30 protein-coding genes are annotated in these 26261 nt (G+C 70.3%); 15 read left to right on the plus strand and 15 right to left on the minus strand.

Features of this window, described 5'->3' with window-relative positions; translation table 11 throughout:
* Positions 1 to 56: 56 nt before the first annotated feature.
* Complete coding sequence (gene folP / locus ACFYWY_RS02555; RefSeq protein WP_389178498.1) at positions 57 to 917, minus strand: dihydropteroate synthase; 861 nt, start codon at positions 915 to 917, stop codon at positions 57 to 59.
* Positions 918 to 1018: 101 nt separating this feature from the next.
* On the opposite strand from folP, the gene ACFYWY_RS02560 reads away from it, so the two are divergent.
* Complete coding sequence (locus ACFYWY_RS02560) at positions 1019 to 1372, plus strand: DivIVA domain-containing protein (protein ID WP_389178501.1); 354 nt, start codon at positions 1019 to 1021, stop codon at positions 1370 to 1372.
* The gene (locus ACFYWY_RS02565; protein ID WP_389178504.1) at positions 1369 to 1956 is read left to right on the plus strand and encodes a DNA-3-methyladenine glycosylase I; all 588 of its coding nucleotides are present in this window, start codon (positions 1369 to 1371) and stop codon (positions 1954 to 1956) included. Before ACFYWY_RS02560 ends, ACFYWY_RS02565 begins: the two co-directional genes overlap by 4 nt.
* Before the next feature lie 61 nt (positions 1957 to 2017).
* Here ACFYWY_RS02565 and ACFYWY_RS02570 read toward each other — a convergent pair whose 3' ends face one another.
* On the minus strand, positions 2018 to 2818 hold the full coding sequence (locus ACFYWY_RS02570) for an enoyl-CoA hydratase/isomerase family protein (protein WP_389178507.1): 801 nt from the start codon (positions 2816 to 2818) through the stop codon (positions 2018 to 2020).
* A 313-nt stretch (positions 2819 to 3131) separates the two neighbouring features.
* Here ACFYWY_RS02570 and ACFYWY_RS02575 point away from each other — a divergent pair, with 313 nt between their 5' ends.
* Positions 3132 to 3299 (plus strand): DUF3117 domain-containing protein, encoded by a 168-nt coding sequence (locus ACFYWY_RS02575; protein WP_003966491.1) that lies wholly within the window; start codon positions 3132 to 3134, stop codon positions 3297 to 3299.
* 138 nt (positions 3300 to 3437) lie between these two features.
* Here the strand turns inward: ACFYWY_RS02575 and ACFYWY_RS02580 are convergent, their stop codons facing one another.
* Positions 3438 to 4139 carry an O-methyltransferase gene (locus ACFYWY_RS02580; RefSeq protein WP_389179549.1) on the minus strand — a complete coding sequence of 234 codons (702 nt, stop codon included), beginning with the start codon at positions 4137 to 4139 and terminating at the stop codon, positions 3438 to 3440.
* A gap of 107 nt (positions 4140 to 4246) precedes the next feature.
* On the opposite strand from ACFYWY_RS02580, the gene sigE reads away from it, so the two are divergent.
* The 5 genes from sigE (at position 4247) to ACFYWY_RS02605 (ending at position 9129) form a co-directional block, all read left to right on the plus strand.
* Positions 4247 to 5014, plus strand: a complete 768-nt coding sequence (gene sigE / locus ACFYWY_RS02585; protein WP_389178510.1) for an RNA polymerase sigma factor SigE — start codon at positions 4247 to 4249, stop codon at positions 5012 to 5014.
* Complete coding sequence (locus tag ACFYWY_RS02590; RefSeq protein WP_389178513.1) at positions 5011 to 5964, plus strand: anti-sigma factor family protein; 954 nt, start codon at positions 5011 to 5013, stop codon at positions 5962 to 5964. The genes sigE and ACFYWY_RS02590 overlap by 4 nt, the downstream gene beginning before the upstream one ends.
* Positions 5965 to 6057: 93 nt before the next feature.
* Entirely contained in the window at positions 6058 to 7731 is a 1674-nt protein-coding gene (locus ACFYWY_RS02595; RefSeq protein WP_389178516.1) for a trypsin-like peptidase domain-containing protein, read from the plus strand.
* 138 nt (positions 7732 to 7869) lie between these two features.
* Positions 7870 to 8316 carry a sec-independent translocase gene (locus tag ACFYWY_RS02600; protein ID WP_389178519.1) on the plus strand — a complete coding sequence of 149 codons (447 nt, stop codon included), beginning with the start codon at positions 7870 to 7872 and terminating at the stop codon, positions 8314 to 8316.
* 120 nt (positions 8317 to 8436) lie between these two features.
* Entirely contained in the window at positions 8437 to 9129 is a 693-nt protein-coding gene (locus ACFYWY_RS02605) for a hypothetical protein (RefSeq protein WP_389178522.1), read from the plus strand.
* A 158-nt stretch (positions 9130 to 9287) separates the two neighbouring features.
* On the opposite strand, the gene ACFYWY_RS02610 is transcribed toward ACFYWY_RS02605, so the two are convergent.
* The 3 genes from ACFYWY_RS02610 to ACFYWY_RS02620 are packed head-to-tail and all read right to left on the minus strand — an operon-like array spanning position 9288 to position 12329.
* On the minus strand, positions 9288 to 10421 hold the full coding sequence (locus tag ACFYWY_RS02610) for an Mrp/NBP35 family ATP-binding protein (protein WP_389178525.1): 1134 nt from the start codon (positions 10419 to 10421) through the stop codon (positions 9288 to 9290).
* 44 nt (positions 10422 to 10465) lie between these two features.
* On the minus strand, positions 10466 to 11059 hold the full coding sequence (locus ACFYWY_RS02615; protein ID WP_389178528.1) for a DUF1003 domain-containing protein: 594 nt from the start codon (positions 11057 to 11059) through the stop codon (positions 10466 to 10468).
* Positions 11052 to 12329 (minus strand): magnesium transporter MgtE N-terminal domain-containing protein, encoded by a 1278-nt coding sequence (locus tag ACFYWY_RS02620; protein WP_389178531.1) that lies wholly within the window; start codon positions 12327 to 12329, stop codon positions 11052 to 11054. Before ACFYWY_RS02620 ends, ACFYWY_RS02615 begins: the two co-directional genes overlap by 8 nt.
* 186 nt (positions 12330 to 12515) lie before the next feature.
* Between ACFYWY_RS02620 and ACFYWY_RS02625 the strand changes: the two genes are divergently transcribed.
* Entirely contained in the window at positions 12516 to 13283 is a 768-nt protein-coding gene (locus tag ACFYWY_RS02625; protein ID WP_389178534.1) for a hypothetical protein, read from the plus strand.
* Positions 13284 to 13430: 147 nt separating this feature from the next.
* Here the strand turns inward: ACFYWY_RS02625 and ACFYWY_RS02630 are convergent, their stop codons facing one another.
* Together ACFYWY_RS02630 and ACFYWY_RS02635 are read right to left on the minus strand one after the other, a co-directional pair.
* On the minus strand, positions 13431 to 13943 hold the full coding sequence (locus ACFYWY_RS02630) for a hypothetical protein (protein WP_389178537.1): 513 nt from the start codon (positions 13941 to 13943) through the stop codon (positions 13431 to 13433).
* A gap of 28 nt (positions 13944 to 13971) precedes the next feature.
* Positions 13972 to 15087 carry a magnesium and cobalt transport protein CorA gene (locus tag ACFYWY_RS02635; protein WP_389178540.1) on the minus strand — a complete coding sequence of 372 codons (1116 nt, stop codon included), beginning with the start codon at positions 15085 to 15087 and terminating at the stop codon, positions 13972 to 13974.
* A 444-nt stretch (positions 15088 to 15531) separates the two neighbouring features.
* On the opposite strand from ACFYWY_RS02635, the gene ACFYWY_RS02640 reads away from it, so the two are divergent.
* The 4 genes from ACFYWY_RS02640 to ACFYWY_RS02655 all read left to right on the plus strand — a co-directional run bounded on the left by ACFYWY_RS02640 (position 15532) and on the right by ACFYWY_RS02655 (position 18672).
* Positions 15532 to 16128, plus strand: a complete 597-nt coding sequence (locus tag ACFYWY_RS02640) for a suppressor of fused domain protein (protein ID WP_389178543.1) — start codon at positions 15532 to 15534, stop codon at positions 16126 to 16128.
* 203 nt (positions 16129 to 16331) lie between these two features.
* Complete coding sequence (locus ACFYWY_RS02645) at positions 16332 to 16970, plus strand: DUF6758 family protein (RefSeq protein ID WP_389178546.1); 639 nt, start codon at positions 16332 to 16334, stop codon at positions 16968 to 16970.
* Between the two features lie 188 nt (positions 16971 to 17158).
* Positions 17159 to 18022, plus strand: a complete 864-nt coding sequence (locus tag ACFYWY_RS02650; RefSeq protein ID WP_389178549.1) for a PHP domain-containing protein — start codon at positions 17159 to 17161, stop codon at positions 18020 to 18022.
* 44 nt (positions 18023 to 18066) lie between these two features.
* Positions 18067 to 18672, plus strand: coding sequence for a MarC family protein (locus tag ACFYWY_RS02655; RefSeq protein ID WP_389178552.1), 606 nt, complete (start codon positions 18067 to 18069; stop codon positions 18670 to 18672).
* 83 nt (positions 18673 to 18755) lie between these two features.
* On the opposite strand, the gene ACFYWY_RS02660 is transcribed toward ACFYWY_RS02655, so the two are convergent.
* Positions 18756 to 18908, minus strand: coding sequence for a hypothetical protein (locus ACFYWY_RS02660; RefSeq protein ID WP_307661284.1), 153 nt, complete (start codon positions 18906 to 18908; stop codon positions 18756 to 18758).
* A 173-nt stretch (positions 18909 to 19081) separates the two neighbouring features.
* On the opposite strand from ACFYWY_RS02660, the gene ACFYWY_RS02665 reads away from it, so the two are divergent.
* Positions 19082 to 19996, plus strand: coding sequence for an NYN domain-containing protein (locus tag ACFYWY_RS02665; protein ID WP_389178555.1), 915 nt, complete (start codon positions 19082 to 19084; stop codon positions 19994 to 19996).
* Between the two features lie 66 nt (positions 19997 to 20062).
* On the opposite strand, the gene ACFYWY_RS02670 is transcribed toward ACFYWY_RS02665, so the two are convergent.
* Together ACFYWY_RS02670 and ACFYWY_RS02675 are read right to left on the minus strand one after the other, a co-directional pair.
* Positions 20063 to 20920, minus strand: coding sequence for an alpha/beta fold hydrolase (locus ACFYWY_RS02670; RefSeq protein ID WP_389178558.1), 858 nt, complete (start codon positions 20918 to 20920; stop codon positions 20063 to 20065).
* A 322-nt stretch (positions 20921 to 21242) separates the two neighbouring features.
* The gene (locus ACFYWY_RS02675) at positions 21243 to 23006 is read right to left on the minus strand and encodes a DEAD/DEAH box helicase (protein ID WP_389178561.1); all 1764 of its coding nucleotides are present in this window, start codon (positions 23004 to 23006) and stop codon (positions 21243 to 21245) included.
* Positions 23007 to 23522: 516 nt separating this feature from the next.
* On the opposite strand from ACFYWY_RS02675, the gene ACFYWY_RS02680 reads away from it, so the two are divergent.
* Positions 23523 to 24248, plus strand: coding sequence for a ferritin-like fold-containing protein (locus ACFYWY_RS02680; RefSeq protein WP_389178565.1), 726 nt, complete (start codon positions 23523 to 23525; stop codon positions 24246 to 24248).
* 109 nt (positions 24249 to 24357) lie between these two features.
* Here the strand turns inward: ACFYWY_RS02680 and ACFYWY_RS02685 are convergent, their stop codons facing one another.
* The 4 genes from ACFYWY_RS02685 to ACFYWY_RS02700 form a co-directional block, all read right to left on the minus strand.
* Positions 24358 to 24627 (minus strand): hypothetical protein, encoded by a 270-nt coding sequence (locus tag ACFYWY_RS02685; protein ID WP_389178568.1) that lies wholly within the window; start codon positions 24625 to 24627, stop codon positions 24358 to 24360.
* Positions 24628 to 24824: 197 nt separating this feature from the next.
* Positions 24825 to 25052: a DUF3107 domain-containing protein gene (locus tag ACFYWY_RS02690; RefSeq protein ID WP_307661278.1), complete on the minus strand. Its 228-nt coding sequence runs from the start codon at positions 25050 to 25052 to the stop codon at positions 24825 to 24827.
* A 139-nt stretch (positions 25053 to 25191) separates the two neighbouring features.
* The gene (locus tag ACFYWY_RS02695; protein WP_389178572.1) at positions 25192 to 25833 is read right to left on the minus strand and encodes a TetR/AcrR family transcriptional regulator; all 642 of its coding nucleotides are present in this window, start codon (positions 25831 to 25833) and stop codon (positions 25192 to 25194) included.
* A 146-nt stretch (positions 25834 to 25979) separates the two neighbouring features.
* A complete protein-coding gene (locus ACFYWY_RS02700) occupies positions 25980 to 26204 on the minus strand; it encodes a hypothetical protein (protein WP_389178575.1) in 225 nt (74 codons plus the stop codon).
* Between the last annotated feature and the right edge of the window lie 57 nt (positions 26205 to 26261).

Here is a 26261-nt window from a genome sequence, read left to right on the forward strand (position 1 = left end):
AGCCCGCCGGCAAGCGCCCCGCACCCGCCCCGCACCCGGTACCGCACCCGCACCGCCTACGCCAACCCCCGCCGCGCCACCGCCGGCCCCCGGTGGCCCGCGATCGCCGACACCATGTCCAGCACCTGCTTGGTCTCCGCCACCTCGTGCACCCGATACACCTGCGCCCCCAGCCACGCCGACACGGCCGTCGTCGCCAGCGTCCCGATCACGCGTTCCTTCACCGGCTTGTCGAGCGTCTCCCCGACGAAGTCCTTGTTCGATAGCGAGACCAGCACCGGCCAGCCCGTCGCCGTCAGCTCCCCGAGGCGACGCGTCGCCTCCAGCGAATGGCGCGTGTTCTTCCCGAAGTCATGACCGGGGTCGATCATGATCCCGTCCCGCCGGACGCCGAGCTCCACCGCCCGTTCCGCCAGCGAGAGCGTCACCCGCAAAATGTCCGCCACCACGTCGTCGTACGCGATCCGGTGCGGCCGTGTCCTCGGCTCCGCTCCGCCCGCGTGCGTGCACACCAGTCCCGTGCCGTACCGCGCGGCGACCTCCGCCAGCTTCGGGTCCACCCCGCCCCACGCGTCATTGAGCAGATCCGCGCCCGCCTCACAGACCGCCTCGCCCACGTCGTGCCGCCAGGTGTCGACGCTGATCACCACGTCAGGGTGGCGCCTGCGCACCTCCGCCACGAAGCCGACCGTCCGACGTGCCTCCTCCTCGGCCGTCACTTCCTCCCCGGGACCGGCCTTCACCCCACCGATGTCGATGATGGCAGCACCCTCTGACACCGCCTGCTCGACGCGGGCGAGGGCCGGCTCGTCGTGGAAGGTCGCGCCCTGGTCGTAGAAGGAGTCAGGCGTACGGTTCACGATCGCCATGATCACCGGCTCGTGCGCGTCGAATTCGCGCCGTCCCAGCCGCAGCATCAGCGGTTTCCTCCTCAGGTCGTCCGCCTGCGACCCTAACTGTCAGAGTCCCGTGGCACGATCAGCACCGGACGGTTTTCCGCTTGGGGAGAGGCTCGCTCGTGTTCTTGTTCTTGCTGATCGCGATGGTCGTGGTCGTCGCCGCGGTCACCCTCGCCGTGGTCGGCGGCGGCGACAGCGCGGCCCTGCCCGAGGCGGCGCCCGAGCAGCTGGTCGACCCGCTGCCGGCCACCCGCCCGGTCGGCCGCGCGGACGTCGAGGCGCTGCGGCTGCCGGTCGTGCCCCGCGGCTACCGGATGGCCGACGTGGACGACGCGCTCGGCCGTCTCGGCGCCGAGCTCGCCGAGCGGGACGCGCGCATCGCCGAGCTGGAGTCCGCGCTGGCCGGGGCGCAGGCCACCGCGGTGGGCAGGGGCGACCTGTTCACCAAGCCCGGCGAGGAGCCCGAGCAGTGAACGGCGGCGTCGCACCCGGCTCCGACGGGAAGCTGCGCTGCCCCTGGGGCCTGTCCACGGACGACTACGTCACGTACCACGACGAGGAGTGGGGCCGCCCCGTCCACGGCGACGACGCCCTCTTCGAACGCCTCTGCCTGGAGGCCTTCCAGTCCGGCCTGTCCTGGATCACCATCCTGCGCCGGCGTGAGGGCTTCCGCGTCGCCTTCGACGGCTTCAAGATCGCGTCCGTCGCGGAGTTCACCGACGCCGACGAGGAGCGCCTCCTCGCCGACGCCGGGATCATCCGCAACCGCGCCAAGATCAAAGCAACCCTCGCCAACGCGCGCGTGCTCGCCGGCTGGTCCCCCGGCGAGCTGGACACGCTGATCTGGTCGTACGCCCCCGACCCGGCCGTGCGGCTGGCTCCACGCACGATCGCCGACGTCCCGGCCGTGACGGACGAGTCGACCGCGCTCGCCAAGGACCTCAAGAAGCGCGGGCTTCGCTTCATCGGACCGACGACGGCGTACGCACTGATGCAGGCGTGCGGCCTTGTGGACGACCACCTGCGCGACTGCTTCGCCCGCCGCGCGAGCGCCTAGCCCCAGTGCCTGGCCCCCAGTGCCTGGCCCCCAGTGCCCGGCCCCCAGTGCCTGGCCCCTCCTAGCGGCCGAGGTACTTCGGCTTCTCCTTGGCGATGAAGGCCTGGACCGCGATCGTATGGTCCTCGGACGCGCCCGCCCTCGTCTGCAGCTCGTCCTCCTTGTCGAGCGTCTCGCTGAGCGTGTGACCGGCGCCGTATGCCAGGGAGGCCTTGAGCGCCGCGTACGCCACGGTGGGCCCCTCGGCCAGCGCCCGGGCCACCGCGGCGGCCTCCTCGGCAAGGTCGTCGGCGGGGACGACCTTGTTCGCGATGCCCAGCTCGTACGCCTCCTGCGCGGAGAACGAGCGCGGGAAGAGCAGCAGATCCGCGGCCCGGCTCTGGCCGATCAGCCGGGGCAGCGTCCACGACACCCCGGAGTCAGCCGTCAGCGCGACGCCCGCGAAGGACGTCGTGAACTTCGCGGTGTCCGCGACGACCCGGTAGTCCGCGGCGAGCGCGAAGCCGAGGCCCGCGCCCGCGGCCACGCCGTTGACCCCGGCCACGACCGGCTTCGGCATCTCGGTCAGGGTCCGCACGATGGGGTTGTAGTGCTCCCGCACGGTGTTCATCGTGTTGCCGGTGCCCGACTCGCGGTCGGCGGCGAGGAGCCCGATGTGCTCCTTGAGGTCCTGGCCCACGCAGAAGGCGCGCCCGGACGCGGTGAGCAGTACCGCCCGTACGGAAGGGTCGGCGGCGGCTGCCCGGGCCGAGTCCCTCAGAGCGACTTTGGCCTCGATGTTCATCGCGTTCATGGCCTCGGGCCGGTTGATCGTGATCGTCGCGAGTCCGTCGCTCACCTCGTACAGCACGGAGTCGGCCATGGCAGGGTCCCCTTTGCGGCTCTGACGGTGGTGTTCAGGCGTGTTCTGGGCCCAGCATGGCGGAGATCGCCGGGGTCGAACATGTGACCTGCGTCAAACAATCTTCGGGCCCGGCCCGGCGCGCGGAGGCGAAGTATCGCAGGCGGATCGGCGAATTGAGTGGTTTTGAGAGAGCGCGTTGCGCAAGCGATGCCGACTGATGTTGGTCATCGGGTCCCGCCATGCGGGATAATGACCTGGAAGCAATGTGTTCGATGCCGGTGACACCTGGGTTGTCGGCTGCGATGAGCTGGTTTCAGGAAGGGGAACGAGCATGGCGGCCATGAAGCCGCGGACGGGCGACGGCCCGCTCGAGGTGACCAAGGAGGGGCGGGGCATCGTCATGCGCGTTCCGCTCGAAGGCGGCGGTCGGCTCGTGGTCGAGCTGACTCCGGACGAAGCCGATGCCCTCGGCGACGCTCTGAAGAAGGTCGTCGGCTGACGCGGAAGCGCACACACTCTGCACTGCCCCGGTACCTCGGTGCCGGGGCAGTGCTGTGTTCCGGGCCGGATGCGTTACGGGCGTGGCGGCGGACGTGTCGGCCGGGGCGGCTATGGGCTCAGCAGGGGCGGATACGGCTCAGCCGCGGCGGACCGCGCAGAGCAGGCCGTCGCCCACCGGCAGCAGCGACGGCAGCAGCTCCTGGCTCTCACGTACTGCGCGCAGCAGCTCCCGCAGACGCAGCACCTCCGCCGGCTGGGCCGCCGAGTCGACCGTGCGGCCGTCCGCGAATACGCCCTCGAAGCAGACAAGACCGCCAGGTCGCAGCAGGCGCAACGATTCAGCGAGATAGTCCAGCGACTCAGTCCGGTCGCCGTCGCAGAAGACGAGGTCGTAACCGCCGTCCGCCAGCCGCGGCAGCACGTCGAGCGCGCGGCCGGGGATGAAACGCGCCCGGTTCCCGGCGAAGCCCGCCGCGCGGAACGCCTCTTTGGCGAACTGCTGCCGGTCCGGCTCCGGGTCCACGGTGGTCAGTACGCCGTCCGGCCGCATGCCGTGCAGCAGATAGATCCCGGAGACACCCGTCCCCGTACCGATTTCGGCCACCGCTTTCGCGTCCGCGGTGGCAGCCAGCAGTCGCAGCGCGGCGCCGGTGCCTGGCGACACCGAGGGGAGCCCTGACTCCCGGGCCCGGTCACGGGCCCAGCGCAGCGCTTCGTCCTCGGCGACAAAGGCGTCGGCGAACGCCCAGCTCGTCTGCCGGTTGGCGGTAATGATCCTCTCCTGTCCCCGTAGTGGCGCGACGCTGACTGTATCCGCTGCGCCCGGGAACCCGCGGATGGGACCAGGCGTTATGGAGGGACAGGGGGAAGCGCATGGATCTGGAGCAGAAGCAGGACCCAAATTCGCGTAAAGATTCTTATCCGGAGCTAACGGGCGAGGTGGCTATGGTAGGGGCTCCGCTGGACACCACCAGAGCCGACAGGGGAGGTGCGGCTGCACCTGCGGATCGGAGAGGAGTGCTGAGGCGCTTCCTCAGGTCGGCGGGTGAGCCGAGATCCGTGACCGACATTGCTGACCGTTCTCGCTCCACTGACTCCGCAGCTACCGCGACCTTCGCATCGGATGCGGAATCGCAGGCGTGGACGCCTCCCACCTGGGAAGAAATCGTCAGCACGCACAGCGGCCGGGTCTACCGCCTCGCCTACCGGCTGACGGGCAACCAGCACGACGCCGAGGACCTCACCCAGGAGGTCTTCGTGAGGGTGTTCCGCTCGTTGTCGACGTACACGCCGGGCACCTTCGAGGGCTGGCTGCACCGCATCACCACCAACCTCTTCCTGGACATGGTCCGTCGCAAGCAGCGGATCCGCTTCAACGCGCTCGCCGACGACGCCGCCGAGCGGCTGCCCAGCCGTGAGCCGTCCCCGCAGCAGGTCTTCAACGACACCCACTTCGACGCCGATGTGCAGCAGGCGCTGGACACCCTCGCGCCGGAGTTCCGCGCCGCCGTGGTGCTCTGCGACATCGAGGGGCTTTCGTACGAGGAGATCGCCGCGACCCTGGGCGTCAAGCTCGGCACGGTCCGCAGCCGGATCCACCGCGGCCGGTCCCATCTGCGCAAGGCTCTGCAGCACCGTTCGCCCGAGGCACGTGCCGAGCAGCGCTCGCTGGCGGGTGTGGTCGGCCTGGCAGGGGAGGTCGGACCGGCGTGAGTGGCTCCAGCCCCACCCCTGCGGAGCAGCATCTGGGGGATCGGCTCGCCGCGCTGATCGACGGTGAGCTCAAACACGACGTCCGGGACCGGGTGTTGGCCCATCTGGCGACCTGTCCCAAGTGCAAGGCCGAGGCCGACGCCCAGCGCCGCCTGAAGAACGTCTTCGCCCACACCGCGCCGCCGCCGCCCTCCGAAGGGCTGCTCGCGCGGCTCCAGGGGCTGCCCGCGGGCCCCGGAGGCGATGACGGCCGGGGTGGACCGTTCGACGGGGGGCGGCTCGGTGGCGACGGGGTGTTCGGAGCGCTGAACGCCTCGTCGGGACGGGGCCGGGACTCCGGTGAGTCCCGTACGCAGACGTTCGGATATGTTCCCGCGGGCCCACACGCGAGCGTGCTTCCCGGCGGTTCCGGCAGCGGCTTCCGGATCCATGACGTGGGGCGTACGGAAGCGGAGCGCTCGCCATGGCGCGCGAGGAGGTTCGCCTTCGCGGCGGCCAGCGCGGTGTCGTTCGCGGCATTCGCCCTCGGCGGGGCACTGCCGCTCGACGCCTCGGTCCAGGCCGGACCCAGGGGCGAGGGCGCGGGCCGCAACGTCACGCCGCTGCGGGCCGCGACCCCGACCGCGGGCGCCACCGGCGGGAACACCGCGGCGGGCAACCCCAGGAGCGCCGAGACCGAGCGCCGCCGCACCGCAGGAAACGCCCTGGTCAGGTCGGACAACCGCCCTGCCGTCGCCGGGGCGCCCAGCCTGCTGGCCCCGGCGCCGCTGAGCCACCCCTTCTCGGCCCCGATGCTGACCGGCGCCTCCTACTCCCCGCCGCTGATACGTCCGACGGGCGCGGCATTCCAGCTCGCTACCGCCCCCGGGCTCACCCCGAGCGCCACACCCGTGCCCACGCATCTCGCTGCCCCGACCCAATCCGCTCTGCCCCTGTCGTCCCGGCGCTGAGCAGGACACTGCGCGGAGATTCGCAAACCTGGTTGAATCCTCGGAGGGGTGCCCCGTGGGGGTGCGCAGTGGCCGGCAGTTTGCGGGGAGAGCATGGACGACGGGAAGCCCACCGGACCGAAGGCGAAGTGGTGGAGCCGGCCCAGTGCGGGACGTGCGACCCAGCCCGAGCCTGAGACACAGGAGTCGGTGTCGGTGTCGGAGCCTGTGCCGGCACGTGTTCCGGTTCCGGTTCAGGTGCCCGAGGACGCCTCGGTGACCGCGGACACCGAGGTGACGGCGGAGCTGCCGCCCACGCCGGCGCCGGGCAGGCCGCAGCCGCTGCACGAGCCCGACGCCTACAGCACCCCGCCGTACGGCGGACCCGGGCCGTGGGCGCCCGCGCCTCCCGTACAGCGGCCGATGCCGACTCCGGCGCAGGGCACTCCCGTACCGCCGCAGTACTCCCCGGCGCCGAACGGCACCGCGCCGGGCACCGGCGGCGGGTACGCACCGCCGGGGCCCGGAGCGCCGCAGCCGCACGCCCAGCAGCCGCACGCCCAGCAGCCCCACGCCCACCAGCCCCAGGCCCAGCCCCCGACCTCCCACTGGCTGCAGTACGACCCCTGGAGCGCGCCCGGTCAGCCGCTGACCCACCCCGGTGAGCCCACCAGGAAGAAGCGCCGGGGCGGCTCGCTGCTGGTCGGGGCGGTCCTGCTGGCTCTCGTCGCAGGCGGCATCGGCGGCGGCATAGGCGCGTACATCGAACGCAACGGCGGCATCACCCAGGTCGAACTCCCGCAGGCGTCCAAGGACAACGGCAACCGCCCCCCGGACAGCGTCGCGGGCATCGCAGCAAGTGCGCTGCCGAGCGTCGTCACGCTCCACGTCAGCGGCGGCGGCGAACAGGGCACCGGCACCGGCTTCGTGCTCGACCAGCAGGGCCACATCCTGACCAACAACCATGTCGTCGACCCGGCGGGCTCGGCCGGCGACATCTCCGTCACCTTCAGCGGCGGCGAGACCGCCAAGGCGACGCTCGTCGGCAAGGACAGCGGCTACGACCTCGCCGTCGTCAAGGTCTCTGGCGTCTCCGGCCTCAAGCCGCTGCCCCTGGGGAACTCCGACAACGTCCAGGTCGGCGATCCGGTCGTCGCCATCGGCGCACCCTTCGACCTCCAGAACACCGTGACCTCCGGCATCATCAGCGCCAAGGAGCGCCCCATCACCGCGGGCGGCGAGAAGGGCGACGGCAGCGATGTCAGCTATGTCGACGCGCTGCAGACCGACGCTCCGATAAACCCCGGCAATTCAGGCGGTCCGCTGGTGGACACCAAGGCCCGGGTCATCGGCATCAACAGCGCGATCCGCGCAGCGGACTCCGGCGCGGGCCCCGAGGGCGGCCAGGCCGGCTCCATCGGACTCGGCTTCGCGATCCCCATCAACCAGGGCAAGCGCGTCGCCGAAGAGCTGATCAACACCGGCAAGGCCACCCACCCGGTGATCGGCGTCAGCCTGGACATGAAGTACACCGGCGACGGCGCACGTGTCGGCGAGAAGGGCAAGGACGGCAGTCCGTCCGTCACTTCGGGCGGCCCCGGCGCCAAGGCGGGGATCAAGCCGGGCGACATCATCACCAAGGTCGACGGCCAGCGGGTGCACAGCGGCGAGGAGCTGATCGTGAAGATCCGCTCGCACCGCCCGGGCGACCGGCTGGAGCTCACCCTGGTCCGCGGCGGCAATGAACGGACGATGACGCTCACGCTCGGCTCCGCGGACGGCACATGACAGACAGGGGAACCCCCGCGGGACCGGTCCCGGCACAGTTCGTCGGAAGGTACCGTGCGGACAGTTCCGGCGGGTACCGTGGATCGGGCCCGGACCCCATCCGACCTGCGGGCCGCAGAGAACACGAGGAGCAGCAGGGTGTTCAATGACATAGGCGCACTGGAGCTGGTGGCGCTCGTGGTGCTCGCCGTGCTCATCTTCGGCCCGGACAAGCTGCCGAAAGTCATCCAGGACGCCAGCCGCTTCATCCGGAAGGTCCGGGAGTTCTCCGAGAGCGCGAAGCACGACATCCGCAGCGAACTGGGCCCGGAGTTCAAGGACTTCGATTTCGAGGACCTCAACCCCAAGACGTTCATCCGCAAGCAGCTGAACGACAACGACGACCTCAAAGAGCTCAAGGACCTCCGCAGCAGCTTCGACCTCAAGAAGGAGATCAACGAGGTCGCCAACGCGGTGAACGGCACGGAATCCGACACGTCGGTCCCCGCCGCCGTCAACGGCTCGCCGGGCACCCCCGACCTGCTCAAGAAGCGCGAAAAGCCCCTTCAGGACGAGCGCCCGCCCTTCGACGCAGACGCGACCTGAGCCCCTCAATCCCTGCGAGCCGGGACAGGGTGGCTATTCTCTCCATCTGTCCGGAAGCGAGGACGCCCGAGGGGGGCGGGTCCGCTCCGGGCCTCGGACACAGAGGAGGCGGCCGGGTAGATGGAGACGACAAGTCGACTAGGAGCGCAAGGCACGGTCGGCGATCCCCATGCCCCCGACGGGGAGCCCCCGCTCGCGGCGGCGCCTGCGGGAACGTCGGCCCAGCGCGTGGTCGACGACTATCGGCGTGCGTCCTTCCCCTGGTACGGGCTGGACGAGGCATTCACCGGCCCACGCTGGCTGATGCAGGTCGGCATCGCGGCGGACGGCACGGTCCAGCACGGTGCGGTCGGCCACGGCGACGAGCCGTCGATACGGTCGGAAGCCGCCGGCGCTGAGAAAGAGCGTTTCGCCGCGGTCATCACCGTGGTGGCCAGCCCGGTGCGGCGCAGCGGCGACGGCACCGGCGTACTGGACGCCACCACGGTCTCCTCCGCGGCCTGGCTGGCCGGCTCGGGGCTGCTGGCCTACACCTGGCCCGCCCAACTGGACCACTCGCTGCGCGACGACTGGCTGGACCAGCAGACCGAGACCGCGTTCGAGCTGGCCGACGATCTGGCCGGACCGGTTTGGTCGATGCTCTCGCTGCCGGTCGACGGGGTGCCGACGACCTTCCACTACCGCGAGTCGGAGTTCGGCTGGGTGCTGGCCGGCTCGACCCGGGCCGGGGTGCACATCGGCGCGTACGGGCGTGGGATGAGCGCGTACGGGCTGGGCTTCTCGGCGGTCCAGGATCTCGGCGCGTACGTCTAGTCGCGTACGTCCAGTCGGGTACGTCCAGTCGGGTACCTCTGGTCGCGTGCGTCCAGCACGGTGACCGCGACGGCTGCCGGGGCCGGCCGGCAGCCGGTTCGTCCTCAATCGCCGGACGGGTTTGATTTCCAGCCCGTCCGGCGATCGGTGGCAAGCGCCTAGAACTTGTTGCGCGGGGTGATTCCCAGCGACATGCCCGCCAGGCCGCGCTGACGGCCCCCCAGCTTGGCCGCGATGTCCCGCAGCGCCGCGCCCGCCGGTGAGTCCGGGTCGGTCAGGACGACCGGCTTGCCCTCGTCGCCGCCTTCGCGCAGCCGTACGTCGATCGGGATGGAGCCCAGCACCGGCACATCCGCGCCGGTCGTCTTCGTCAGCCCCTCGGCGACCCGCTGCCCGCCGCCCGAGCCGAAGACATCGACCATCTCGTCGCAGTGCGGGCACGGCAGACCCGACATGTTCTCGACGACGCCGACGATCTTCTGGTGCGTCTGTACGGCGATGGAGCCGGCCCGCTCTGCGACCTCGGCCGCCGCCTGCTGCGGGGTGGTGACCACCAGGATCTCGGCGTTCGGCACCAGCTGCGCCACCGAGATCGCGATGTCGCCGGTGCCCGGCGGCAGGTCGAGCAGCAGCACGTCCAGGTCGCCCCAGTACACGTCGGCGAGGAACTGCTGGAGCGCGCGGTGCAGCATCGGCCCACGCCACACCACCGGGGCGTTGCCCGGGGTGAACATGCCGATGGAGATCACGCTCACACCGTGCGCGGACGGCGGCATGATCATGTTCTCGACCTGGGTGGGACGGCCGTCCACGCCCAGCATCCGCGGCACGCTGTGTCCGTAGATGTCGGCGTCGACGACGCCGACCTTCAGCCCGTCGGCCGCCATCGCCGCCGCAACGTTCACGGTGACGGAGGACTTGCCGACGCCGCCCTTGCCGGAGGCGACCGCGTAGACGCGGGTCAGCGAGCCGGGCTTGGCGAAGGGCACCTCGCGCTCGGCGGTCCCGCCGCGCAGCGAGGACGCGAGGTTCTTGCGCTGCTCGTCGCTCATCACGTCCAGCGTGACGTCGACGCGCGTGACGCCGTCGACGCGCGCGACCGCGTCGGTCACATTCTTGGTGATCGTCTCGCGCATCGGGCAGCCGGAGACGGTGAGGTACACCGTGACGGCGACCGCACCATCCGCCCCGATCTCGACCGATTTGACCATGCCGAGGTCGGTGATCGGCTTGTGGATCTCGGGGTCGTTCACCGTCGCCAGTGCTTCAAGCACCGCGTCTTCCGTAACCATACGGACGATGGTACGGCGCTGACGCCCACTGCCGGAAAGGGCGGTCAGCGGTCGCCTTCATCACTCCCGCGGGAGCCGTCGTGCGGGAATAGATGCCGCTCGTCCATGTCCTTCATCAGGTCCTGGAACTCGGAGCGGATCCAGTCCCGGGTGGCGACCTCGCCCAGACCCATCCGCAGCGCCGCGATCTCCCGCGTCAGATACTCCGTGTCGGCGATGGAGCGCTCGTTCTGCTTGCGGTCCTGCTCGTGCGTGACCCGGTCCCGGTCGTCCTGCCGGTTCTGTGCCAGCAGGATCAGCGGGGCGGCGTACGAGGCCTGGAGCGACAGCATCAGCGTCAGGAAGATGAACGGGTACTCGTCGAAACGCAAGGCCTTCGGCGCGAAGACGTTCCAGACCACCCACACGAGGACCGTCAACGACATCCAGACCAGGAACCGTCCGGTCCCCAGGAAGCGGGCGATCCGCTCCGAGAACCGGCCGAAGGCCTCGGGGTCGTACTCCGGCAGCAGGATGCGCCGCGGCGCGCGCGGCTGGTCGAGCCTGACCCGGTGACGCGGCGCGGCACCCGCTCCGGACGGCGTGCGCTCCTTCGGCTCGCCGCGTTCGCTCAGTCCGTACTCGCTGCCGCTACCCATGGCCGGACTCCTCGCGGAGGGACTCCTCGAAGTCCGTCTCCCGCCAGTCGTCCGGCAGCAGATGGTCGAGCACGTCGTCGACGGTCACCGCGCCCAGCAGCGAACCGATCTCGTCCACGACCGGCGCCGCGACCATGTTGTACGCCGCGAGATAGCTGGTGACCGCCGACAGCGGGGCGTTCGGCGAGAGCGGCGCCAGATCGTTGTCCACGATCGAGCTGACCAGCGTGAACGGCGGGTCCCGCAGCAGCCGCTGGAAGTGCACCGTGCCGAGGTACTTGCCGGTCGGCGTCTCGTCGGGCGGCCGGCACACATACACCTGCGCGGCGAGTGCGGGGGAGAGGTCCTGTTGGCGTACGCGCGCCAACGCGTCCGCGACCGTCGCGTCCGGCCGCAGCACGATCGGCTCAGTGGTCATCAGACCGCCCGCCGTGCGCTCCTCGTACGCCAGCAGTCGGCGCACGTCAGCGGCGTCGTCCGGCCGCATCAGCGCCAGCAACCGCTCCTTCTCCTCCTCGGGCAGCTCGGAGAGCAGGTCGGCCGCGTCGTCCGGGTCCATCGCCTCCAGGACGTCCGCCGCCCGCTCGTCCTTCAGCTTGCCGAGGATCTCCACCTGGTCGTCGTCGGGCAGCTCCTCCATCACGTCTGCGAGCCGGTCGTCGTCGAGGGCCGCGGCGACCTCGGCACGCCGCTTGGGAGAGAGGTGGTGCAGCACATTGGCGAGGTCGGCGGCGCGCAGCTGCTCGAAGGTCGCCAGCAGACTCTCGGCGCCCTGTCCGTGCTCCTCCAGCGAGAACCCGGTGACCGCGGACCACTCGACGGTCAGCGTCTGTCCCTTGCGGCGCAGCGCCCCGGACTTGCCCTTGCGTACGAAGACCTTGTCGATCTCCCAGTCGCGGCGGGCCGGCAGCTGCTGGATCGACACGTCGAGCACGGTGGCCTCCTCGCCGGTGTCCGCGAGCCGAACCCGTCGGTCGAGCAGTTCGCCGAGCACCAGACGCTCGGTGGGGCGCTGTTCGAAACGGCGCATGTTGAGCACGCCGGTGGTGATGACCTGGCCCGACTCCACGCCGGTCACCCTCGTCATCGGCAGAAAGATCCGGCGGCGGCTGAGCACCTCGACGACCATGCCCAGCAGCCGCGGCGGACGGCGGCCCACGCGCAACATCGCGACCAGGTCGCGGACGCGTCCCACCTGGTCTCCCTGCGGGTCGAAGACAGGCACGCCGGCGAGGTGGGAGACAAAGATCCGGGGGGCGCCTGCGGGCATGCTCCGCGCCTCCTCTTCGCCGGGACATCTGACGCTGAATGCCAGTGTTTGACGGCTTCAGGCTAGCCCGTACCCTTCTGGGCCGCCCCTGGCTGGCGTCCGTACGGCTCTCTGCGGATCGGTGCCCTCCGCACAGGTACGCTGCGGTCTGCCACCAACGACAAGCAGATGAGAGGCAGTGCGCTTGTGACTCCCCTCCCTCCGGCTTCCCAGGCCCGCCGGGTCACGCTCCCCCTGGTGCTGTGTGCCGGGCTGACCGTGGCGCTCACGGCATGCGGCAGCGAGGATCCGGACGCGGGGACCAATGGCGTCGGCAGGCTCAGCGCCGCCGAGATCGAGACGAAGGCACGTGCGGCGGCAGACGCGGCGGTGTCGGTACGCCTCTCCGGGACGCTGGTCAGCAAGGGCGGCACGTACAAGCTGAACATGCGCCTCAAGCACGACGGCGGCACCGGTTCCGTCACCTCGAAGGACAACACCTTCGAGCTGCTGCGGGTCGGTAAGGCGCTCTATCTGAAGGCCGACGCCGGTTTCTGGAGCGGCGGGGGCGACAAGGGCGAGGAGAAGCCGAGCAAGACGGACGCCGAGGCGGCGGGCAAGCTCGACGACAAGTACGTGAAGGTGCCGGAGGGGGACCCGGCGTACAACCAGTTCCGTGGCTTCACGGACATGGATGTGCTGCTGGAGGGGCTGCTCGGTATGCAGGGCGACCTCAGCAAGGGCGACCGCACACAGGTGGGCGGCGTCCGCACGATCAAGGTCATGGCGGGCGAGGGCGCGGGCGGCACGCTCGACGTCTCGCTGGAGGGGAAGCCGTACCCGCTCCAGTTCGCGAGGGCGGGCGGCGCGGGGGTGCTGACGCTGGGGGACTGGGACAAGGACTTCGCGCTGGCGGCGCCGGCGAAGGACGAAACGGTCGACTACGGCCGCCAGTTGCCGAAGACCAGCGACTAGCTGTTCCCCGGGGCTCCGCCCCGGACCCCTGCCGGGGTTCCGCCCCGGATCCCGGTCCTCAATCTCCCCCGGACTTCGTCCCGGGGACCCCCAACAGGCTTGATTTTCAAGCCTGTCCGGCGATTGAGGACAAAGCCCCTGCCGGGGCTAGCCGCGCTTCTTCTTGCGCTTCAGCAGCAGCCTCGGCAGAGCCGCCGGTGCGGGCTGCCGCGTCGTCGCCGGCGTCGGCAGGGGCGCGGCCGCCCCCGAGCCCTCCGGCAGCTCCGTGCCCGCGTCCTTCGGCTCCAGCCGCAGCACCCGGCACTCCCGTGCCCATCGCTCCGTCATCTGCTCCGCGTCCGGCGCGTTCAGACGCTTGCCCTTCAGCTCCGCGACGGCCGACTCCCACGCCTCGGAGTGCGGCTCCAGCTCGCGAACCGCCGCCGTCCAGGCGATCAGCCGGCCGCCCTTGTCCTTGCTGCGTACGGTGACCTCCGCCGTACCACCGTTCACCAGCTGCGGCAGTGGCTGCTCGCCGGGGCCGTCGCCGACGACGTGTGCCGCGCCCTCGTGCCACACGTGCCACAGGGCCCTCGCGGGTCCCTCGCCGCGCACCCAGATGAGGCCGGACTTCTTCGTGGCCTCCTCGATGAGGGCCTGGCCGAGCAGCATGTCTGTCATGCCCGCAGCTTAACGACAGCTGCCGGGGCTACAGCCAGCCGTTGCGCTTGAGGGTGCGGTGGATCGCGAGGCAGACGCCGACGATGCCGGTGAGCACCATGGGATAGCCGTACTTCCAGTGCAGCTCCGGCATGTGGTCGAAGTTCATGCCGTACACCCCGCAGACCGCCGTCGGCACGGCGATGATCGCCGCCCAGGACGTGATCTTGCGCATGTCTTCGTTCTGCGCGACCGTCGCCTGCGCCAGATTGGCCTGAAGGATCGAGTTCAGCAGCTCGTCGAAGCCGACGACCTGCTCCTGCACCCGCACGAGGTGGTCGGCGACATCGCGGAAGTACTTCTGGATGTCCGGGTCGACCAGCCGCATCGGCCGCTCGCTCAGCAGCTCCATCGGCCGCAGCAGCGGCGAGACGGCCCGCTTGAACTCCAGCACCTCACGCTTGAGCTGGTAGATCCGCCCCGCGTCGCCGCCGCGCGTGCTGCCCTTCGAGGGCGCGGAGAAGACATCGATCTCGACCTCGTCGATGTCGTCCTGCACCGCCGCCGCCACCGCGATGTACCCGTCGACGACATGGTCGGCGATGGCGTGCAGCACGGCCGAAGGCCCTTTGGCGAGCAGCTCGGCGTCCTTCTGCAGCCCGTGCCGCAGTGCCCGAAGCGAGCCCTTGCCGCCGTGCCGCACCGTGATGACGAAGTTCCGGCCGGTGAAGCACATCACCTCGCCGGTCTCGACGACCTCGCTCGTCGCGGTGAGCTCGGCGTGCTCGACGTAGTGGATCGTCTTGAAGACGGTGAAGAGCGTGTCGTCGTACCGTTCCAGCTTGGGCCGCTGATGGGCGTGGACCGCGTCCTCGACGGCCAGCGGGTGCAGCCCGAACTCCGCCGCGATACCGGCGAATTCGGCCTCTGTGGGCTCGTGCAGCCCGATCCACGCGAAGCCGCCGCCCTCGCGCACCCGCAGCATCGCCTCGTGCGGCGTCTGGCAGGTCGCGCTCTCCATCCGCTTTCCATCGCGGTAGACGGCGCAGTCGACGACCGCGCTGGAGGCGGACGGGTCGCGGGTGGCGTCGTACGTGCTGTAGGGGGCGTTGCTCTTGCGCAGGGACGGACGGACTGCTTCACGCAGTTCACGGATCATCGACATGGCAGGCTCCTTCACGGAGAGGCCGTCGTACGAGTGGCGTGGCACAGCCCGGAATGAGGACGTGATGCGTACGTCCGCAAAGCGGGCGGCACCGCGGGATCGCGGTGACGGCGTTCGCTACAGACAGGCAAAAACGAAGTGCTCTTCCGTCGTGCGAAATGCCATGGGCCCCGTGCGGGAAGGCCTCAGATCACAGAGGAAAGGTGCCGTGCGGAAGAGCGGTTGGTACTGACCGGTCGACTTCGATCCACCGCAGCCCCACCTCCTCCAGCCGGTCCCCCGTGGGGGATGACGTGTCGTCGGGACCTGAGAGCAACTCCTCCAGAGCTCCGCCTGGGGGGTACCCCCACCAGCGTGCCCGTCCCGACCAGCGGCCAAGACTATCAGCCGACTGAGGGTCAATCCCTTCGCTTGCCCATTCCTTACGCCATTTATGCTCGCGACATGGAAGATGTTCTTGCTCTGGTCGAGGCCCGGCTGCGTACGGCACTTGGCGAACCGGACGCGCGCGCCGCGGTGACCTTCCTCGGTACGGACCGTATCGAGGTGCTCCGGTTCGTTGACCCGAGCGGCGAAGCGGGCATCGTGCGGTACGCCACTCTCGGCATGTCCGCCCACCCGATGACGGACCCCACCGCGGCTCTCGCCGACCCGGTGCAGGGGCCGCGCGCCGAGCTGGTTCTTTCCGTACGGGCCGGGCTCGCCGACACCGACAAGGTGCTGCGGCCGCTTGCCGTACTGGCCGCGTCCCCGCAGGTCGAGGGCGTGGTCGTGGCGCCGGGCGCCTCACTGGACGTCGGCGGTCCGCTGTGGCCGGCCGCGCCGTTCAGCTCGGTGCTCGTCGCCGAGCCGGGCGGGCTCGTCGAGGACCTGGAGCTGGGCGGGCAGATGGATCCGGTGCGCTTCCTTCCGCTGCTACCGATGACGTCGAACGAGGCGGCCTGGAAGCGGGTGCACGGCGCGCAGGAGCTCCAGGAGCGGTGGCTGTCGCGCGGCACGGATCTTCGCGATCCGCTGCGCAGGTCCGTAACTCTCGACTGATTTCAGGCCAGTTGGTGAAGACCGTCACACCGTCCCCCGTCGGTGGGTGACCTGGAGCGCTCCGCCGAATGGGTGCGACATGCAAGCAATAAGCTAGACATCCTAATGATTGTAGAATGCATCTAATTTCGCCTGGTGAGGGTACGCGCCGGACGGGTGATCGTCCTTGACGGGGCGACGGCCGGGGAGGACCGTTGGTCGCTATGAGGGGCGAACCCAGTTGCCCGAAGTGCGGTGGCCGGGTCAGGGCGCCCGGTCTCTTTGCCGACTCCTGGCAGTGCGATGTGCACGGTGCGGTGCATCCGCTGCAGCCGGTGATCCCGCCCAGCGTCGAGGCCCTCGGGGTGGTCGTGCACCGCGCGAAAGTCCCTGTCTGGATGCCCTGGCCGTTGCCTGTCGGCTGGCTCTTCACCGGCGTCGCCTATGCGGGGGACGACCGAAGTGGCGGTCGTGCGACGGCAGTTGCCTGCTCGGGGCCCGGCCCGCTCGGCGGTATGGGCGAACTGCTGCTGATCGCCGAGGAACTGGGCGTCGGCCTCGGTGCGCGTTACGCGGGGATGGACGGACCGGATCCCGGCCCGCACATCTGCGTCGACAAGCCGCCGCAGACCAAGGTGCTCGCAGCGGGACGTCCCACCCCGCTGTGGCATGTCAGCGACGCCCCCGATGACCGCGCGGTCTTCGCGGGCGAGGCACGCGGGCTGTGGCTGTGGGCGGTCGTCTGGCCTGAGCAGTCAGGGTTGTTGATGTACGACGAGCTGGTGCTGACGGATCTGCGGGACGCGGGCGCGGAGGTGGAACTGCTGCCCTGCGGAGCGCTGTCGCCCCGCCTGCTGTCCTGAGCCGGACTTGAGCCGGACTGAAGCGGACTGAGCCGGACTGAAGCGGGCTGAGCCGGCCTGAAGCGGGCTGAGCCGGCTGATGCGGGCGAAGCGGGGCTGTTCGAATCCCCGATACACTGGACCGTCCCCTTGCCCGTCTTCCCCCAGAGCTTCGCCTGGGAGGTGCCCCCACCCTGGAGTTACGCGTCGTGCGCATCGATCTGCACACCCACTCCACTGCTTCGGACGGTACGGACACCCCCTCCGAGCTGGTGCTGGGCGCCGCAGCGGCCGGACTGGACGTCGTAGCGCTGACCGACCACGACACCACCCGCGGTCACGCAGAGGCGATCGCCGCGCTCCCCGAGGGCGTGACCCTGGTCACCGGCGCCGAGCTCTCCTGCCGTATCGACGGAGTGAGCCTGCATCTGCTGGCGTATCTCTTCGACGCCGACGAGCCGGAGCTGCTGCGCGAGCGTGAGCTCGTACGGGACGACCGGGTGCCGCGCGCCCAGGCGATGGTGGCCAAGCTCCAGGAACTGGGCGTCCCGATCGAATGGGCCCAGGTCGCCCGTATCGCCGGGGAGGGCTCGGTCGGCCGACCGCACATCGCGACCGCGCTCGTGGAGCTCGGCGTCGTGCCGACTGTCTCGGACGCTTTCACGCCCCAGTGGATCGCCGACGGCGGCCGTGCGCACATCACCAAGCACGAGCTCGACCCGTTCACGGCGATCCGCCTGGTCAAGGCCGCGGGCGGGGTCACCGTCTTCGCGCACCCGCTCGCAGTCAAGCGCGGCAAGACGGTGCCAGAGGCCGCGATAGCAGACCTCGCCGCGTACGGCCTCGACGGCATCGAGGTCGACCATATGGACCACGACGAGGCGACCCGGGCCCATCTGCGCGGCCTCGCCGCCGACCTCGGGCTGCTGGCCACCGGATCCAGTGACTACCACGGCTCCCGCAAGACCTGCCGGCTCGGCGACTACACCACCGACCCGGAGATCTACGGCGAGATCACGCGGCGCGCGACCGGCGCTTTCCCGGTGCCGGGCACGGGCGGACGCCCCGCCTGACCTCGCCCTCCCTGTTCGACCCCTCTTCCCGCTAGGCCCTCACTGTGTTCGACGCTGCCGTTTTCGGCTCCCTCTTCCTGACCCTTTTTGTGATCATGGATCCCCCCGGGATCACCCCGATCTTCCTCGCCCTGACCTCCGGGCGGCCCGCCAAAGTGCAGCGCCGGATGGCCTGGCAGGCGGTTGCCGTCGCCTTCGGCGTGATCACCGTCTTCGGCATTCTGGGCCAGCAGATCCTGGACTACCTGCATGTCTCCGTACCGGCGCTGATGATCGCGGGCGGTCTGCTTCTGCTGCTCATCGCGCTCGACCTGCTGACCGGCAAGACGGACGAGCCCAAGCAGACGAAGGACGTCAATGTCGCGCTCGTACCGCTCGGCATGCCGCTGCTCGCCGGGCCGGGGGCGATCGTCTCGGTGATCCTGGCCGTGCAGCACGCGGACGGCACGTCCCAGCAGATCTCGGTCTGGGCGGCGATCGTCGCGATGCACGTCGTGCTCTGGCTGACCATGCGCTACTCGCTGCTGATCATCCGGTTGATCAAGGACGGCGGTGTGGTGCTGGTGACCCGGCTCGCGGGCATGATGCTCTCCGCGATCGCCGTGCAGCAGATCATCAACGGCGTCACCCAAGTCATCCAGGGGGCTTGAGGCCGGTGTGCCGAACGTACTTCGCCCCCGTACGGACATTCCGTACGGGGGCGAAGTGCGTCACATCACTACGTCGTCAAGTGTTACGAAGCCATGGATTCGGCCGGTCGGATATAGATGCGCTGGCCGGTCGAGGCGGCCTGTTGCACGATCCGGTTGACGGAGGCGGCGTCTACGACGGTGCTGTCCACGGCGGTGCCGTCGACGTCGTCCAGTCGCATGATCTCGAAGCGCATGGCTTCTCCCTTCGTCTGATCCTCCTGCTGGAGAACTGATGGCGACGGTTGTCCGTCTGTGTTCTGTACGTGTTCAACGGGATGCACCCTGCAAACATTCCCTACGCTAAGGAAATTTTTTGGATGCCTAACTACTGGCAGGCTGCGGCGCGGCCACGGAGAATGAGCACCGTATGAATGAGCACCGTATGGACGACGCAGAGATCAATGACATCGGCGCCCGCCTGGAGCGCACCAACGAGCTGCTCCATCGCATGCTCGCCGAGGTCGCCAAGACGCCTTCCACCCACGCCATCTTCGTGGACGCGGGTTACGTCTATGCTGCGGCCGGGTTGCTTGTGGCGGGCACCGAGGACCGGCGCTCCTTCGACCTGGACGCGGAGGGTCTGATCGAGGCCTTCATCGACAAGGCCCGCACGATCTTCGCGGACAGCAGGCTGCTGCGGGTGTACTGGTACGACGGCGCACGGCGCCGTATCCACACCCCCGAGCAGCAGTCCATAGCCGAGCTGCCGGACGTGAAGGTGCGCCTGGGCAACCTCAACGCGAACAACCAGCAGAAGGGCGTCGACTCACTCATCCGTACGGACCTGGAGTCACTCGCCCGGCACCGCGCGATCAGCGACGCGGCGCTGGTGGGCGGCGACGAGGACCTGGTCTCGGCGGTCGAGGCGGCGCAGGGGTACGGCGCGCGGGTCCATCTGTGGGGCATCGAGGCGTCGGAGGGGCGCAATCAGGCGGAGCCGCTGCTGTGGGAGGTCGACAGTCAGCGGACGTTCGACCTGGACTTCTGTCGGCCCTACATCACGCGCCGCCCGGTCACGACGTACGAGAACGAGGGCGCGCCGCCGCCGTCGCGGGACGAGGTGCGCTTCGTGGGGGCGCAGATCGCGGCGACGTGGCTGGGGGAGCGGGGGCGGGAGGCGATGGTGGAGCTGCTGCCGGGCCATCCGTATCTGCCGGGTCCGGTGGACCAGGACTTGCTGATCGAGGCGGAGAGGGTGCTGCAGCGGTCGCTGCGGGGGCATGCGGTGCTGAGGCGGGCGCTGCGGGACGGGTTCTGGCAGCACCTGCAGGCCCAGTTCTGACGCGCCCGGTTCCGGCGTGCCGGGACCGGGCGTACCGGCGTGCCGGCTCGTTCCGTACCGACTCGATCAGTGCCGATCCCAGAACGCGGCGAGGGCTGCGGCGGTCTCGCTGGGGCGGTCGGTGTTCGGTGAGTGCTCGGCGCCCGCGATCACGGTCCGGTGAGCGTCCAGCCGCCGCGCCATCGCGTCGAGCAGCGGCACCGGCCAGGTGTCGTCCCGCTCGCCGGAGACCACATGCTTGGGCAGCGGCTGTACGGCGGCGAGTTCGTCGACCCGGTCCGGCTCCGCGGTCAACTGGCGGCCGGTGGCGATCAGCTGGGCAGGGTTGTGGCGCATCCAGCGGCGACGGAGGTCCTCGCCGTTGCCGGGTCCGGTGTCCGCGTCCTCGGGCGGGTCGAGCGACTTCATCGCCTCCCAGACCTGATCCATCGTCATGACAGCGAGCGCGTCGCAGAGCAGCTTGACCTTCTGCTGCTGGCCGGGGGAGATCTGGGCGGGCCCGGAGGACATGAGGGTGAGCGTGCGGAAGGGGGCGGGGTCGATGAGGACGGCGGCGCGGGCGATCTGCCCGCCGAGGGAGTGCCCGAGGAGGTGCACGGGCCCACCGACCGCCTCGGCCTGCGCGAGCACGTCGCGGGCCAACTCTTCCTGGGCGTACGCCTGTTGGCCGTCCGGCCCGGCGGTCTCGTACTGCCCGCGACCGTCGACGGCGACGGCACGGTAGTCGGCCTCGGCGAGGGGCTGCAGCAGGGCGATGAAGTCCTCCTTGCTCCCGCCGAACCCCGGAAGGAGGAGGGCGGTGCGGCTGCCGGCGCGGCGGCCGGGGCCGGGCTGCGCATCGAGCACGGCGAAGGTGCCGCGGGAGGTGTGGAGGTCGAGGGAGCGGACGGAGGGGGGCGGGGTGAAGGTGGGCGGGCGACTCATGCGACGAGGCTAGCGGGGGTGGAGATTTCCCCCACCCCGCGCCCTCGAACCGGGGCTCCGCCCCGGACCCCGCGCCTCAATCTCCCCCAGACTTCGTCCGGGGGACCCCCACGGGGCTTGAAAATCAAGCCCGTCCGGCGAGGACACGGCCGAAGGCCGTACTGGGGGTCCCCCACGCCCGCAGGGCGTAGGGGCGGGTCTGGGGCTTGCCCCCAGTTCGGGATGGGGGTACCTCCCACGCGCGCCCGGCCGTAGCGGGACGGCGGGCCGGGAAAAGCCAATGGCCCGGACCCATCGCGGGTCCGGGCCATTTGGGGGACGGTCAGCTCTCGGACTGAGCCGCCTTCAGCGTGCGCGTGCGACGGCGCGGCTTCGTCTCCGCCTCGGGCGTGTCCACGGCCGCCTCGACGGGCTTGGCGGCCCGCGTACGGCGGCGCGGCTTCGTTTCCGCCTCGGCCGTTTCGACGATCGCCTCGACGACCGGCTTGGCAGCGCGAGTGCGGCGGCGGGGCTTCGTCTCGGGCTCGGGCTCGGCCGTGACCGTGGCCACCGCCTCGACCGGGTCCGCGACCTTCACCGCGCGCGTACGGCGGCGCGGCTTCGTCGCGACCTCCGCCTCGACCTCAACCGCGACCGCGACCTCGGCCTCGACCATCTCCACCGCGGCCGGCGCTCCCACGCGGGTGCGGCGACGGCGGCGCGGGGTCCGCGGCTCAGCGGGTGCGTCGGGCGCGGCCGGTGTGTCCGTCGCGTCCGGCGCGTCCGGCGTCACCGTCGGCTCCGGCGCGTCGAGAGTGGAGCCGCTCCGCGTCCGGCGGCGCTGACGCGGCGTGCGCGGTCCGCGCTCTTCCCGCGTCGGGGCCGCGGACGGCGACGACTTGCGGCCGCGGCCGCCCGTCTCGCCCAGGTCCTCGACGTCCTCCGCCGCCAGGCCCGCGCGGGTGCGCTCCGCCCGCGGCAGAACACCCTTCGTGCCGACCGGGATGCCCAGCTCCTCGAACAGGTGCGGCGACGTGGAGTACGTCTCGACCGGGTCGCTGAAACCGAGGTCGAGCGCCTTGTTGATCAGCTGCCAGCGCGGGATGTCGTCCCAGTCCACCAGCGTCACGGCTGTACCGGACGCGCCCGCACGGGCCGTACGGCCGACGCGGTGCAGGTACGTCTTCTCGTCCTCGGGCGACTGGTAGTTGATGACGTGCGTCACGCCCTCGACGTCGATGCCGCGCGCCGCGACATCGGTGCAGACGAGGACGTCCACCTTGCCGTTGCGGAAGGCCCGCAGCGCCTGTTCGCGCGCGCCCTGGCCCAGGTCGCCGTGGACCGCGCCGGAGGCGAAGCCGCGACGTGCGAGCTGCTCGGCGATGTCCGCCGCCGTTCGCTTCGTACGGCAGAAGATCATCACGAGCCCGCGGCCGTCGGCCTGCAGTATCCGCGAGACCATCTCCGGCTTGTCCATGGAGTGCGCGCGGTACACGCGCTGCGTGACGTTCGCGACGGTCGCGCCCTCGCCGTCCGGCGAGGTCGCGCGGATGTGCGTGGGCTGCGACATGTAGCGGCGGGCGAGGCCGATGACCGCACCCGGCATGGTCGCCGAGAACAGCATCGTCTGGCGCTTGGGCGGAAGCATGTTGATGATCTTCTCGACGTCGGGCAGGAAGCCCAGGTCGAGCATTTCGTCGGCCTCGTCGAGGACGAGCGCGCGCACATGCGAGAGGTCGAGCTTGCGCTGGCCGGCCAGGTCGAGCAGGCGGCCCGGGGTGCCGACGATCACGTCGACGCCCTTGCGGAGCGCCTCGACCTGCGGTTCGTACGCACGGCCGCCGTAGATCGCGAGCACGCGGACGTTACGGACCTTGCCGGCGGTCAGCAGGTCATTGGTGACCTGCTGGCACAGCTCGCGAGTGGGGACGACCACCAACGCCTGCGGGGCGTCGGTCAGCTGCTCGGGCTTCGCCCGACCCGCCTCGACGTCCGCGGGGACGGTGACACGCTCGAGCAGCGGCAGGCCGAAACCGAGCGTCTTGCCGGTGCCGGTCTTGGCCTGGCCGATGACATCGCTGCCGGAGAGCGCGACGGGGAGCGTCATCTCTTGGATGGGGAACGGGGACAGAATGCCGACGGCTTCGAGGGCCTCGGCGGTCTCGGGAAGGATCCCGAGATCCCGGAAAGTCGTAGTCAGGGCGCTTGCCTCTTCTGTGAGACGCGGCGCGAGGCGAACGAAGGGGGTCGTACCGCACCTGGGTACTGGGCCGGCCGTGGGTTGGCCGGATGGCGCGGGACCACTGCCGTCGCTCGAGCGCTCGTGCCGCTGAGGGGGCCCCTCATCTGCGGTCATACGCAACTATGCGCACGGTCCGCGCGGAGGGCGGTCGGTTCGGAGCCGATCGTGCCACCGACCGGGCATCCTCAAGGGGACTCTGGAGGAGCAAATCCTCCAGTCATACACTGCGATCGCCCGCCGAGTAACCAAAACGCTCGACAGGCGCATTACCACTGTACCCCGGAATCGCGCATGTGTGTTGGGTGAAATCGTAGGAACCGAGGTGCGGAAGGGGCTGACCAGCCCCTTCCGCCCTGTGGCGAGCGGGCTATTGTGCGCTTCATGGAGACGCCTGACAACGCCACTGAACACACCGGGATCGCCGCCCAGGACTGGGCCACGGCGTCCGCCGACCCGCAGTACCGCGCCGCCGTGGTGGATCTGCTGGGCGCGCTCGCGTACGGCGAGCTCGCGGCCTTCGAGCGGCTGGCCGAGGACGCCAAACTCGCACCCACGCTCGGCGACAAGGCGGAGCTGGCGAAGATGGCGTCCGCCGAGTTCCACCACTTCGAGCAGCTGCGCGACCGGCTCACCGCCATCGAGGCCGAGCCGACCGCCGCGATGGAGCCCTTCGCCCAGGCCCTGGACGACTTCCACCGCCAGACCGCGCCGTCCGACTGGCTGGAGGGCCTGGTCAAGGCCTACGTCGGCGACTCGATCGCCAGTGACTTCTACCGTGAGGTGGCGGCCCGGCTGGACACCGACACCCGCGCGCTGGTGCTCGCCGTGCTCGATGACACGGGCCACGGGAACTTCGCGGTCGAGAAGGTCCGCGCCGCGATCGAGGCCGAACCGCGCGTCGGCGGGCGGCTCGCGCTGTGGGCGCGCCGGCTGATGGGCGAGGCGCTCTCCCAGGCGCAGCGCGTGGTGGCCGACCGCGACGCGCTCTCCACGATGCTCGTGGGCGGTGTGGCGGACGGCTTCGACCTCGCGGAGGTGGGCCGGATGTTCTCCAGGATCACGGAGGCGCACACCAAGCGGATGGCGGCCCTGGGCCTCGCGGCCTAGCTCTTGGGCGGCCTGGGCGACCCCGGCGATTGCGGAGGTTTCGCAGACTCCGGCGGTTTCGGCGGCTTCCGCGGCTCCTCGGGCTTCGCGGAAGCCGCGTCGTGCGGCCTCAGAAAGGGAACGCTCGGCGCAGGCGGCGCGTTGACGGCCGGATCAGCAGCGAGAGCAGTACGGCTCCGATGGCCGCCGCGCCCACCAGTGTCGCCAGGAAGTGACCGGGACCGAGCGCCGCGTGCGTCACATACGCGCCGAACAGCGCGCCCACCGGGCCAGTTGTGAAGACCACGCGGCGTGCCGGGAGCCGGTCGGGCAGATGACGGGAAACAGCCCAGGAGAGGGCGAGTCCGAGCAGGACTGAACCGAGCGCTTCCAGCAGCACTGCTGATCACCTCACGGACGTCGGGGCGGGCAAATCGGTCGTAGCCCGTACTACCCGGCGTCCGAGGAGCGCAACCCTCCCTGAGCGGCCGACCTGAGCAGCGGATCTGAGCAGCCGATCTGAGCAGAAAAGGAGGGCCCGGCGGGAATTCCCGCCGGGCCCTCCTGCGTACTGCTCCAGTGGCCGGAGCCGTCCTGCTACAGCGCGCCGAATCCCACGCGCCGTGCCGCCGGCTCACCGATCTCGATGTACGCGATCCGGTCGGCCGGTACCAGGACCTTGCGGCCCTTGTCGTCCGAGAGGCTGAGCAGCTGCGCCTTGCCGGCCAGCGCGTCTCCCACCGCGCGCTCGACCTCCTCGGCGGACTGCCCGCTCTCCAGAACGATCTCCCGGGGCGCGTGCTGCACGCCGATCTTGACCTCCACGGCTATGTCCCTCCGAACGGTCAGCGATGCGCGGTCAGCCGCGCCGTACGCAGCACACATTAGCCCGGCCGACGGACGGGGCCGACGTCCGCGGTCAACGCCAGGAGCGAACACCCCTCGACAGCGCCGCCGCAGTGCCTCAGTGCTGCTCTGTGCCGTGCAGCGGGAAACCCGCGATGCCCCGCCACGTCAGGGAGGTGAGCAGCTGCACCGCCGTGTCGCGCGGGATGCCGGAGCCGCTGGACAGCCAGTACCTGGCCACCACCTGGGAGACCCCGCCGAGGCCCACGGCCAGCAGCATGGACTCTTCCTTGGACAGGCCCGTGTCCTCGGCGATCACGTCCGAGATCGCCTCGGCGCACTGGAGGGAGACCCGGTCCACGCGCTCGCGCACCGAGGGCTCGTTCGTCAGGTCCGACTCGAAGACCAGCCGGAAGGCCCCGCCCTCGTCCTCGACGTACGCGAAGTAGGCGTCCATCGTGGCGGCGACGCGCAGCTTGTTGTCGGTCGTCGACGCCAGCGCCGTACGGACCGCGTGCAGCAGCGATTCGCAGTGCTGGTCAAGCAGGGCGAGATAGAGCTCCAGCTTGCCCGGGAAGTGCTGGTAGAGCACGGGCTTGCTGACGCCGGCCCGCTCGGCGATGTCGTCCATGGCGGCCGAGTGGTAGCCCTGCGCCACGAAGACTTCCTGGGCAGCGCCCAGAAGCTGGTTCCTGCGGGCTCGGCGTGGCAGACGTGTGCCCCGCGGGCGCGCTGCCTCTGTCTGCTCGATGGCTGTCACGCCGCCTCCCAAAATTCGTTCCGTGCGCGCTGTGCGCCGCGCCGCCATCGTACTTTTGGGTAACCCGGCTGTGCGTCCTGCGAACGCAGAATTTCACGGACCGGACGGTCTGGGTAGCTCCCGATTCGGGGGCAAAGAGGGGCAGGTCACCGGTAGTCGTCCTCGTCGAGAGAGACGACGCGGGCCTGTTCCGCGGCATCGGCCTCGTTCGCGGTCTCCGGGTCGATGTCGGTCAGCGGGTCGTCGTGTTCCGGTTGTATATCGGTGTGCTGCTCGGCGGCGTCGGCCTCGGGCACCTCTTCGTCGAGTGCGGCGTCGCCCAGGCCCTCTTCGTCCTCGAAGGTCTCCGGGTCGGTGGGATCGACAGGCATGCGGCACCGCTTTCCATGGAGAGCTGCCTTTCCTACGAGCCTAGGAGGTCCTGATTC

It is taken from the genome of Streptomyces sp. NPDC002870 (assembly GCF_042888505.1).
Classification (GTDB): Bacteria; Actinomycetota; Actinomycetes; order Streptomycetales; family Streptomycetaceae; genus Streptomyces.